Here is a 10270-nt window from a genome sequence, read left to right as displayed (position 1 = left end):
GGCAGCGTCGATGCCCGCAGCCTCGCGCCGCGCATCCTGCCCGGCACCCTGTCCCCCGCCACCGCCAGCGCCATCGCCCGCGCCGAAAGCCCGGCCGAGGGCCTGGCCCTGCTGCTGGTCGCCCCGGAGTTCATGCGCCGATGATTGACAGACGCTCCCTGCTGGCCCGTGGCGCGCTGATCGGCGGCTTCGCCCTTTCGCCCCGCCTGGCCTTTGCCGCAGCCGCCACCAATGCCCGGCTGGTGTTTGTCATCCTGCGCGGCGCCATGGATGGGCTCAGCGCCTTTCCGTCGCTTGGCGATAGCCGGCTCGATCGGTTGCGCGGCGCGCTGGCCCGGCCGCCGGAGCAGCTGGGCCCGCCGCTGAAGCTGACCAGCGATTTTGCCGCCCACCCGGCGCTGGCAGGATTTGCCGGCCTGTTCGCCGCGCAGGAGGCCGCCGTCGTCCACGCCATCGCCAGCCCCTATCGCGAGCGCAGCCATTTCGACGCGCAGAACATTCTCGAAACCGGCGGCAACGCGGCCTATGCGCTGAAGGATGGCTGGCTCAACCGGCTTTTGCCGTTGCTGCCCCAGGCGCCGCCGCCGGTCGCCGTCTCTGCCACCCTGCCCGCGCTGCTGCGTGGGGACGCGCCGGCGACCAGTTTCGCCCCCAGCAAATTGCCCGATGCCAGCGCCAGCCTGAAGGCGCGCGTGGCGGCGCTCTATGAGAATGACGCTCTGCTGCACCGGCTGTGGAGCGAGGCGATGGCCACGGAGATGATGGCCGGAAGCAGCGACGGCGGCACCAACCCGCAGGGCCTCGCCGCCACCGCCGCCCGCCTGCTCGCCGATCCGGCCGGCCCGCGCATTGCCGTGCTCGATCTGGGCGGGTGGGACACGCATGCCGGTCAGGCCGCTCGCCTGGGCAACCAGTTCCGGCAACTCGATGGCGTCATCAAGGCGCTGAAGACCGGGCTGGGCCCGGCCTGGTCCGAGACATTGGTGATCTGCGCCACCGAGTTCGGCCGCACGGTGGCCGCCAATGGCACCAACGGCACCGATCACGGCACCGCCAGCGCGGCCCTGCTGGCCGGCGGCCGGCTGAAGGGCAGCCCGGCCGGTGGCAAAGTGGTGGGCGACTGGCCCGGCCTCGCCAAGCTGTACGAAGACCGCGACCTGATGCCGACGACCAGCCTCAACAGCCTGTTCGCCGGCGCGGCGGCCGGACTGTTCGGGCTTGATCCCGCCCTCGTCAGCCGCCGCGTCTTCGCCGCTGCGCCGGCGCCGCCGCTGACGCTGCTGCGCAGCTGACCGGCGCCCAATTCAACCGGTTCAGGCTCAACCGCGTGCGGGCGTCTTCATGTCGTCCAGCATGCGCGCATGGGCCTGGATCGTGGGCAGCACATCATTGGCAAAGCCGGTCAGCGGGGCCGGCAGCGCGGCATTGCTGGCCGCTGCCTGGTGCAAGGCAATGGCCTCGGCATGGGCGGCGCGCTGCTGTTCGACATACAGCGCGTCCATCCCGCTGCCCGCGTCACGCAGTGCCGCCAGATCATTCTGCTGTTTGGCGTGCAGGCCCGTCCCCGGCGCGCTGAGGCCGCCGGTCTTGACCAGGGCCATCAGCTTGGTGCCGGCCGCGCTGTGATCGCTGACCATCTGCTGGGCAAAGGCGCGCACCGCGTTGTTCTTGGTTTCCTTCAGCACCAGCTCGCTGGCCTGGATCTCGAACTCGTTGCCGGCAGCGGCTTCGGCCACATAGTCCTGCGCGCTGACAGCGAGCGCAGCAGCGGCCGGCGCGCTGGCGCTGGTGTCGGTCATGCCGGTGGCGGGCGCTTCAGCGCGGTCGGTGTTGGGATTGGCGGCATTGCCGCAGCCGGTGAGGGCCAGCGAGGAGGCGGCGAGAAGGAGAAGCAGCTTGGTCATGGTGGGTGTTCCGTTCTGAAGGGGGACTGCCCCGAAAAACCGGTGACGCGCCGAATGGTTCCACCCCGGCGGGAACGATGCGCCAGGCGGCGCGTTCAGGCAGCACCCCCATCGAATGGAGAATCCACCATGAACAGCAATATAATGTCGGCCGTGTTCGACACCCAGTCTGAAGCCGAACATGCCGTGACCCAGCTGCGCGCAGCCGGCATCGCCGATGCCGCGATTTCGTTGCATTCACAGCAAGATGGCAAGTCCAGCAGCACGGATGGCGACGGCAAGGACAGTAGCGGCGATTTCGTTGGCAAGGCGGCCCTGGGCGCCGGCGTTGGCACGGCCATCGGCATCGCCGCGCTGGTCATTCCGGGCGTTGGCCCGCTGGTTGCTGCCGGGGCCATCGCGGCAGCCGCCATTCCCGCCGCCGCTGTCACCGGTGCGGCCGCTGGCCTTGCGGCCGGCAGCCTCGCCAGCGTGTTTTCCGATCGCGGCATCGGTGAGGACGACGCCGCCTATTACGAGCAGCGCATGGGCGACGGCGGCGTGCTGGTGACCGTGGATGGCAGCGATGCCGTCGGCCAGAGCGTCAACGTGCAGGAAATCCTCTATCGCAGCGGCGGCCACAGCCGCAGCCAGAGCAAGATGAACCCGGCCATGTGAGTGACGCCGCGGCGCTGGCGCCCGGCCGCCGATGCGGCTCAGGGCGCCAGCGCGGCAGCCAGGAAATGGCTGGCATCACTGAGCGCCGTCGCCTTGCCGCGGAAGGGCTTGGAGAGGGCGAGCAGGATGCCGATGTGGGTGACGTCGGGATAGACGCGCACCTCGGCCTTGCCGCCGAGATCGGTGACGGCGTTGGCCAAACGGATGCTGTTGCGCGCCAGCACCGTCGTGTCCTTGCCGCCATGCAGCAGCAGCAGCAGCGGCGCGTCCTTCCGCGCGAAATGGATCGGCTGGGTGTCGTTCAGGTCAGTCGCATTGCCCAGCGCCGCATCGGCCGCGCCGCCGGCTGTGAACGGCAGGAAATCATAGGGGCCGGCAAGGCCCACCGCGGCCTTGATCTGATCGGCCACGCCCCAGCGCCGATCGAGCGCCAGCAGCAGCGCGATATGGGCGCCGGCACTGTGCCCCATCACTGCCACGCGCGCCGGATCACCACCATGGGCGGCGATGTTGGCCAGCGTCCATTTCACCGCGGCCGCGCCATCCTCGACAAAGCCCGGCCAGCGCACCTGCGGCACCAGCCGATAATCTGGCACCACCACCACGAAGCCGCGTGCCGCCAGCGCCCGGGCAGCAAAGCCATAGCCTTCCTTCAAGCCGCTGTTCCAGCTGCCACCATAGAAGAAGACGATGACCGGCCGTTTGCCTTCGGCGTGTTTCGGTGCCCACACGTCGAGCCGCTGACGCGGATCGCTGCCGAACGCCGCGCTGTCCACCAGTTGCCTCACGCCGCCATCCCCAGGCGTGAGCCGGTTGAGCCCATTCAGCGCCTGCAAGGGCGAACAGGCCGCGGCCAGCGACGACAGGGCAGCGGCAGACAGGAGCGAGCGGCGAGACATCATCGCATGTCGATAGGGTGTTGAAAGGCAGAAGAGAAGGGGGCCGCCGGCGGGCAGGGACGAGTCCCTGCCCGCCGGCGGGTCCCATCGAGACGGCGTTTCGATGGGGGCCTGTGGAGGCAACTTCCACTTGCACCAATGCCGCAGTGATTGCCGGGTGAGATTGGCGCGGTTATGCTCGTGTCATCGCGCATTGGGGAGGCCTCGACATGAAGCTCAATATCAACGGCAAGCCGGTCGAGGTGGCCGCGGATCCTGACATGCCCTTGTTGTGGGCGTTGCGGGATGTGCTGGGCCTGACCGGCACCAAGTTCGGCTGTGGCGCCGGCTTCTGCGGTGCCTGCACGGTCCAGCTGGATGGCGAGCCGGTGCGCGGTTGCCAGACCCCGGTTTCGGCGGTGGGCACGGCCAAGATCACCACCATCGAAGGCCTCTCTGCCTCGGCCTGGGGCCGCAAGCTGCAGGATGCCTGGGTTGCGCTTGATGTGCCGCAATGCGGCTATTGCCAGGCCGGGCAGCTGCTCGCCGCCGAAGCGCTGCTGCGCAGCACGCCCAAGCCGACTGATGCCGATATCGACGCGGCGATGAGCGGCAATATCTGCCGCTGCGCCACCTACACGCGCATCCGCGCCGCCATCAAGCAGGCGGCCGCCGCATGAACGCGCCCTTCACCCCCTCGCGCCGGCAGGTTTTGCAGGCGGCAGCCGTGGCCGGCGGCGGGCTGTCGTTGGGCTGGCGCTTTTCGGGCGCCAAGGCCAGCGTGCCGGGCGCGCTTTCGGCGTTCGTGATCATCGATGCCAATGGCGCCATCCGCATCACTGCCCACCAGCCGGAAATCGGCCAGGGCGTGCGCACCAGCTTCCCGATGATGATCGCCGAGGAACTGGATGTCGACTGGAAACAGGTGACCGTGGTGCCGGCGCCGGGTGACCGCTCCGTCTATGGCGTGCAGCTGGCCGGTGGCTCGTCGGCGACGCCCACGCAATTCGAACGCATGCGCCGGCTGGGTGCGGCCGCGCGTTACATGCTGGTGCAGGCTGCCGCCAAGGAATGGGGCGTCCCGGCCGGTGAGATCACCACCGGCAGCGCCATGCTGCACCACGCCGCCAGTGGCCGTTCGGCGCGCTATGCCGATCTGGCCGAAAAGGCGGCGTGGATCACGCCACCCGATGTGAAGACACTGGCGCTGAAGGACCCGTCGCAGTTCAAGATCCTCGGCACCCGCATCGGCGGTGTCGACAATCGCGCCATTGTCACTGGCAAGCCGCTGTTTGGCATCGACACCCGCCTGCCCGGCATGGTCTATGCCGCCTTCGCCAAGTCCCCGGTGTTCTGCGGCAAGCTGAAGAGCGCCAACCGTGCCGCCGCGCTGGCGGTGCCGGGGGTGAAGGGCCTGATCAATATCGCCGAACGCCGCGACCTGAAGACCGAGATCGACGTTGGCCTGCCCGGCATCGAGAAACTGCCGGAAGGCATTGCCGTGCTTGCCACCTCGACCTGGGCGGCGATGAAGGGCCGCGATGCGCTGGCTTGTGTGTGGGAGGGCGGCGATGCGGCCTTCCAGTCCAGCACCGCGTGGGAAGCGGCGGCGAAGAAGGCCCATGCCGAAGGCCCGCAAAAGCCGGGCTACATGAACCACGGCAACGCCCCAGCCAAGCTGGCGACGGCGGCGAAGAAAGTGTCGGCCGAATACAGCTATCCCTTCATCTCCCACGCCCAGCTCGAACCGATCAATGCCACCGCTCATGTGAAGGGCGACAAGGCCGAGCTGTGGCTTTCCACCCAGACCCCGGAAGACGCGCGCCGCATGGTGGCGCTGGCGCTGGGGCTGAAGGTGGAGGATGTCACCATCCACATGATGCGCTCGGGCGGCGGCTTTGGCCGGCGCCTGATGAATGACTTTGCCGTGGAAGCCGCGGTGATCGCCAAGGCGGCCGGCGTGCCGGTGAAGCTGCAGTGGGACCGTGGCCAGGATTTCGCCCACGACTGGCTGCGCCCCGGTGGTTGGCACAAGCTGGAAGCCGGGCTGGACGCGGATGGCAACATCATCGCCTGGCACGATCATTTCGTCAGCTTTGGCAAGGACGGCAAGCTCAACCCAACCGCCGTCATCGATGGCTCGCTGTTCCCGTCGGGCGTGATCAAGGATTTCCGCGCCGATGTGACGGTGTTGCCGATCGAATCGACGTTGGGCTGGCTGCGCGCACCGATCAACAACGCCTTCGCCTTCGTGACGCAGGGCTTCATCGACGATTGCGCCATTGCCGCTGGCCGTGAGCCGTTGGAATATCGCCGCGCCGTGCTCGGCACCCCGCGCGCCATCCCGATCGCCGAGGAGTTCAGCGGCGAGACCGGCGAGGACATGAAGGGCACGCCCTACAACACTGGCCGCATGCGCGGCGTGCTCGACAAGGTGGCCGAAATGGCCGGCTGGGGGCGCAAGCTGCCACCGCGCCGCGGCATGGGCATTGCCTTCCACTTCAGCCACCTCGGCTATTTCGCCAATGTGGTGGAGGCCAGCGTTGCCAATGATGGCAGCGTCACCGTCCATCACGTGTGGGTGGCGGCCGATATCGGCAAGCATATCGTCAACCTGTCGGGCGCCGAGAACCAGGTGCAGGGCAGCGTGATCGATGCGCTGGGTGCGGCGCTCGGCCAGCGCATCACCTTTGCCGATGGCGCGGTGGAGCAGAAGAATTACGGCGACTATCCGCTGGCCCGCATGGACATGGCGCCACCGGTGGAGGTGGCCTTCCTGTCCACCGACTATCCGACGACCGGTCTGGGCGAACCGGCCTATCCCAGCGTCGCCCCGGCGCTGGCCGGCGCCATCTACCAGGCCACCGGCAAGCGCCTGCGGTCACTGCCGCTCGACACCAGCTTGTTGACCGTTTGAGGCCCAGATGAATATCCAGCTCAGCCGCCGCCATTTCCTCTTTGCCAGCGCGGCGCTGGGTGGGGGCCTCTATCTGGGCTTGTCCCCGCAGCGCGCGGACGCCGCCGAAGCCGGGCAGCTGAACGCCTGGGTGGTGGTGCCGCCGTCGGGGCCGATCCGCATCATGGCCAGCAACCCGGAGGTGGGCCAGGGCATCCGCACCAGCCTGCCGATGGTGATCTGCGAGGAGCTGGATGCCGATTGGGCGGCTGTAGAGATCGTGCCGACGCTGGCCGACGCCAAGACCTATGGCCGGCAGGTGGCCGGCGGCAGCCAGGCGACGCCGGTGCATTACGAGAATATGCGCCGCGTTGGCGCGGCGGCGCGGGCGATGATCCTCGATGCGGCGGCCAGGGCCTGGGGCGTGCCGGTGGCGGAACTGAGCACCGACAAGGGCCATGTCGTCCACCAGGCCAAACGCGCGCCCTATGGCCAGTTCGCCGCTGCGGCGGCCGCCCTGCCCGCGCCCGATCTGGCGCAGGTGGCGGTGAAGGACCCGAAAAGCTTCCGGTTGATCGGCAGCTTCCAGCCGGGCGTCAACAACCGTGCCATCGTCCGGGGCGCGCAGCCTTATGGCATCGATGCGGTGGTGCCGGGCATGGTCCACGCCGCCTTCCACAAATCCGGCGTGCAGGGCGCCAAGGTGAAATCGGCCAATCTGGAGGCCATCAAGAAATTGGGCGGCGTGAAGGACGCCCTCATCGTCGCCGGCACCGATGAGTATGAGGGCTTGGCCGGCGGCGTTGCGATCCTGGCCGAGACGACATGGCATGCCCAGCGCGCCCGCGCGGCACTGCAGGTGGAATGGAGCGACAGCCCGGCGGCCTTCCAGTCAACTTCAGCCTGGGCGAAGATGGCGGCCGAGGCCAAGGGCAAGCCGCCTGGCATGCCGATTCACGCCACCGGCGACGTGAGCGCCGCCATGGCGCGTGCCACCAAGCGCGTTTCCGCCGATTATGCCTATCCGTTCATCCCGCACGTGCCGATGGAGCCGATCAACTGCACGGCGCAGGTGACAGGCGACAAGGTCGAGATCTGGGCGCCGACGCAGAATCCGGAGCCGGGCCGGCAGGCCGTGGCCAAGACACTGGGCGTGCCGCCCGAGAATGTCACCATCCACATGATGCGCGTGGGTGGCGGTTTCGGCCGGCGGCTGCAGAATGATTACATGGTCGAAGCCGCCTGGATCGCACGCGCCGCCGGCAAGCCGGTGAAGCTGACCTGGACGCGCGAGGACGACATCACCCAGGATTTCCTGCGCCCCGGTGGCTGGCATTTTCTCGAAGCCGGGCTGGATGCACAGGGCCGCTGCATCGCCTGGGACAATCATTTCATCAGCTATGGCCGCGACGGCAAGTTCGTGCGCGCCGCCGACATTGGCCCACGCGATTTTCCCGCCGGCATTGTCGATGATTTCCGCGTTGGGGCGACCCTGCTGCCCCTGCAGCACACCACCGGCTATCTGCGCGCGCCGTCCAACAACGCGTTCGGGTTCGTGACGCAAGGCTTCATCGACGAACTGGCCCACGCTGCCGGCGCCGATCCGTTGCAGTATCGCCGCGATTTCCTGGGGAGCCCACGCATCATCGGCGACCCAAAGGCGCGCGGGCCCTACAACACCGGCCGCATGCGCGCCGTGCTCGACAAGGCGGCCGCCATGGCCGGCTGGGGCCGGAAATTGCCCAAGCGCACGGGCCTCGGCATTGCCTTCCACTTCAGCCACCTCGGCTATTTCGCCAATGTCATCGAAGCCAGCGTGGCGACCGACGGCACGATCAAGGTCCACAAGATCTGGGTCGCCGGCGACATCGGCCGCCAGATCGTCAACATGGCCGGCGCCACCAACCAGGTGCAGGGCAGCGTGCTCGATGCGATCGGTGCCTGCATGGGCCATGCCATCACCTTTGCCGATGGCGCCATCGAGCAGCGCAATTTTGGTGATGTGCCGATGCTGCGCAACGAACAGATTCCGCCGATCGAGGTGGCCTTCCTCACCCCCGATTATCCGGTGACGGGCCTGGGTGAACCGGCCTATCCGGCGGTCGCCCCGGCGCTGGCCAATGCCGTGTTTGCCGCCACCGGCGTGCGCCTGCGGGCGCTGCCGTTCGATACCAGCCTGCTCAAGGCCTGATCCGCCCCATGCTTGCAATATTGGCGCGGCGGGAGCCGCCGATGCGCCGCCTGCCTGCTCTGCTGATCCTTGCCCTCGCCGCGCCGGCCGCGGCGCAGGATGTGCAGAGCTGGAACACGCTGATCGTGCAGGGGCCGATCGATGGCCAGCTGCTGCTGTGGGCCGAGGCACAGCCGCGTTTCACCCAGGATGCCGGCCGGCTGGGCGCGGTGCTGGGGCGGGTCGGGCTGGGCGTGCGGCTGGCGCACGACATCGATCTCCATGCCGGCTATCAGTTTCAGCACAACAATCCGGCCCCCGGCATCAGCAGCAACGAACATCGGCTCTGGCAGCAGTTGCTGGCACCGGTGCTGCGCCGCGACAACGGTTTCGCCCTGATCACCCGCTGGCGGCTGGAAGAGCGGTTGATCGAAGGCGCCAACGATCTGGGCTGGCGGCTGCGGATGCAATGGCGGCTGGTGCAGCCGCTGCACGGCAAGGGCACCGCCGGGCCGCTGCTGCAGAGCGAGACCTTCGTGGCGCTGAACAGCACCGATTGGGGCGCCCGCGCCGGTATTGATCAACAGCGCAGCTTCATCGGCTGGCTGCAGCCGCTCAGCCCGCGGCTCACGCTGGAGGCCGGCTATCTGCACCAATATCTCAACCGGCCCGGCCGCAACCCGGCCAATCACGTGCTCAACATCACGCTGAACCGCCGGCTCGGCTGAGCCGGCGGTTCCGGCGCGGCTTATTTCAGCGTCTTCAGATAGGCGATCACGTCCTTGCGCTTCTTGGCATCGGCGATGCCGGCAAATGCCATCTTGGTGCCGGGCGCATAGGCCGACGGCTTGGTGATCCACGTGTCGATCGTCGCTTCCGACCAATTGCCCTTCTTGGCCTTCAGTGCCGCCGAATAGCTGAAGCCCGGCGCACTGGCGACCGGACGGCCGACCACGCCGGCCAGCGACGGCCCGATGCGGTTCTGGCCCTTCACCACGCTGTGGCAGACCTTGCATTGCACGAAGGCCTTTTCGCCGGCAGCGGCATCCTGCGCCAGCGCCGGTGTGGCCAGAGCCGCAGCGGCGGCGATCATCATCATCGTTTTCATGGGGTGATTGTCCTTTGCTTAGTGCTTGTGGGTGGGATCGGCGGCCGAAACCGCCTGAAAGTCGACATCAACGGTGCCGGCCTTTTCAAAGGTCAGCCGGGCCTTGATGCTCTGGCCGGCGGGCAGCGGTGCCTTCAGGCCGATGAACATCACGTGCAGGCCGCCGGGCGCGAAGGTCACGGTCGCGCCCGCTGGCACCGGCACACCGCCGGCCTGGGCCCGCATCTGCATGACCGCACCCGATTGGATGGTGCCATGCAGATCGGAGCGGTTGGCGGCGCTGGTGGTGACCGACAGCAAGCGATCGGCCGCCACGCCGCGGTTGGTGATGGCCAGATAGCCGGCACCGGTCTTGGACACCGGGCTGGCCAGGCGGATCACCGGGTGGACGACCAAAAGGCGGCCGACCGTGTATTCATGCGCTCCTGTTGGCGCCGCCAGGCCCGCCAAAAGGGCCGCGATAGGCATAAGTCTCACGAGAATTTGCTCCTGCTTGCAACATGGGGCCGGCGCCGGGCCGGCTGCAGCAATCAGGCGGTGGGCGGCCCCTGCCCCGGTGGCCGGGCGCGGTGCCGGCGCGACAATTGCCGGGCCGGCGGCAGCGTCGGCAGCGGTGCGAGAGGGAGCAACAGCAGCGGCAGCGCGAGCGCGGCAGCG

At 68.2% G+C, this 10270-nt stretch carries 10 protein-coding genes; 6 read left to right on the top strand and 4 right to left on the bottom strand.

Going from position 1 to position 10270, the window contains the following annotated elements; genetic code table 11:
- The first annotated feature begins 140 nt into the window (after nucleotides 1-140).
- Complete coding sequence (locus tag GJ693_RS10485; protein WP_156256257.1) at nucleotides 141-1292, top strand: DUF1501 domain-containing protein; 1152 nt, start codon at nucleotides 141-143, stop codon at nucleotides 1290-1292.
- A 27-nt stretch (nucleotides 1293-1319) separates the two neighbouring features.
- On the opposite strand, the gene GJ693_RS10480 is transcribed toward GJ693_RS10485, so the two are convergent.
- A complete protein-coding gene (locus GJ693_RS10480) occupies nucleotides 1320-1904 on the bottom strand; it encodes a DUF4142 domain-containing protein (protein ID WP_197042106.1) in 585 nt (194 codons plus the stop codon).
- A 129-nt stretch (nucleotides 1905-2033) separates the two neighbouring features.
- Here GJ693_RS10480 and GJ693_RS10475 point away from each other — a divergent pair, with 129 nt between their 5' ends.
- Nucleotides 2034-2561: a hypothetical protein gene (locus GJ693_RS10475; protein WP_197042105.1), complete on the top strand. Its 528-nt coding sequence runs from the start codon at nucleotides 2034-2036 to the stop codon at nucleotides 2559-2561.
- Between the two features lie 38 nt (nucleotides 2562-2599).
- Here the strand turns inward: GJ693_RS10475 and GJ693_RS10470 are convergent, their stop codons facing one another.
- Complete coding sequence (locus GJ693_RS10470) at nucleotides 2600-3463, bottom strand: alpha/beta hydrolase (protein ID WP_156256254.1); 864 nt, start codon at nucleotides 3461-3463, stop codon at nucleotides 2600-2602.
- Nucleotides 3464-3669: 206 nt separating this feature from the next.
- On the opposite strand from GJ693_RS10470, the gene GJ693_RS10465 reads away from it, so the two are divergent.
- The 4 genes from GJ693_RS10465 to GJ693_RS10450 are packed head-to-tail and all read left to right on the top strand — an operon-like array spanning nucleotide 3670 to nucleotide 9233.
- The gene (locus tag GJ693_RS10465) at nucleotides 3670-4119 is read left to right on the top strand and encodes a (2Fe-2S)-binding protein (RefSeq protein WP_156256253.1); all 450 of its coding nucleotides are present in this window, start codon (nucleotides 3670-3672) and stop codon (nucleotides 4117-4119) included.
- Nucleotides 4116-6356: a xanthine dehydrogenase family protein molybdopterin-binding subunit gene (locus GJ693_RS10460; protein ID WP_156256252.1), complete on the top strand. Its 2241-nt coding sequence runs from the start codon at nucleotides 4116-4118 to the stop codon at nucleotides 6354-6356. Before GJ693_RS10465 ends, GJ693_RS10460 begins: the two co-directional genes overlap by 4 nt.
- Nucleotides 6357-6363: 7 nt before the next feature.
- Entirely contained in the window at nucleotides 6364-8526 is a 2163-nt protein-coding gene (locus tag GJ693_RS10455; RefSeq protein WP_156256251.1) for a xanthine dehydrogenase family protein molybdopterin-binding subunit, read from the top strand.
- Between the two features lie 41 nt (nucleotides 8527-8567).
- A complete protein-coding gene (locus tag GJ693_RS10450; RefSeq protein WP_197042104.1) occupies nucleotides 8568-9233 on the top strand; it encodes a DUF2490 domain-containing protein in 666 nt (221 codons plus the stop codon).
- A gap of 20 nt (nucleotides 9234-9253) precedes the next feature.
- Here the strand turns inward: GJ693_RS10450 and GJ693_RS10445 are convergent, their stop codons facing one another.
- On the bottom strand, nucleotides 9254-9613 hold the full coding sequence (locus GJ693_RS10445; protein WP_156256249.1) for a c-type cytochrome: 360 nt from the start codon (nucleotides 9611-9613) through the stop codon (nucleotides 9254-9256).
- Nucleotides 9614-9631: 18 nt separating this feature from the next.
- Complete coding sequence (locus tag GJ693_RS10440) at nucleotides 9632-10081, bottom strand: copper chaperone PCu(A)C (RefSeq protein ID WP_235902816.1); 450 nt, start codon at nucleotides 10079-10081, stop codon at nucleotides 9632-9634.
- Between the last annotated feature and the right edge of the window lie 189 nt (nucleotides 10082-10270).

Source organism: Sandarakinorhabdus oryzae (genome assembly GCF_009733735.1).
Lineage (GTDB): Bacteria > Pseudomonadota > Alphaproteobacteria > Sphingomonadales > Sphingomonadaceae > Sandarakinorhabdus > Sandarakinorhabdus oryzae.
Note: the sequence above shows the minus strand (reverse complement) of the source record. Positions and strands in the feature narration are given on the sequence as shown.

Bases quoted from the DNA above. Each gene is read 5' to 3' on its own strand.
- GJ693_RS10480 (WP_197042106.1), bottom strand. From the start codon at position 1,904: ATGACCAAGCTGCTTCTCCTTCTCGCCGCCTCCTCGCTGGCCCTCACC.
- GJ693_RS10475 (WP_197042105.1), top strand. From the start codon at position 2,034: ATGAACAGCAATATAATGTCGGCCGTGTTCGACACCCAGTCTGAAGCC.
- GJ693_RS10440 (WP_235902816.1), bottom strand. From the start codon at position 10,081: ATGCCTATCGCGGCCCTTTTGGCGGGCCTGGCGGCGCCAACAGGAGCG.
- GJ693_RS10485 (WP_156256257.1), top strand. From the start codon at position 141: ATGATTGACAGACGCTCCCTGCTGGCCCGTGGCGCGCTGATCGGCGGC.
- GJ693_RS10445 (WP_156256249.1), bottom strand. From the start codon at position 9,613: ATGAAAACGATGATGATGATCGCCGCCGCTGCGGCTCTGGCCACACCG.
- GJ693_RS10465 (WP_156256253.1), top strand. From the start codon at position 3,670: ATGAAGCTCAATATCAACGGCAAGCCGGTCGAGGTGGCCGCGGATCCT.
- GJ693_RS10455 (WP_156256251.1), top strand. From the start codon at position 6,364: ATGAATATCCAGCTCAGCCGCCGCCATTTCCTCTTTGCCAGCGCGGCG.
- GJ693_RS10470 (WP_156256254.1), bottom strand. From the start codon at position 3,463: ATGATGTCTCGCCGCTCGCTCCTGTCTGCCGCTGCCCTGTCGTCGCTG.
- GJ693_RS10450 (WP_197042104.1), top strand. From the start codon at position 8,568: ATGCGCCGCCTGCCTGCTCTGCTGATCCTTGCCCTCGCCGCGCCGGCC.
- GJ693_RS10460 (WP_156256252.1), top strand. From the start codon at position 4,116: ATGAACGCGCCCTTCACCCCCTCGCGCCGGCAGGTTTTGCAGGCGGCA.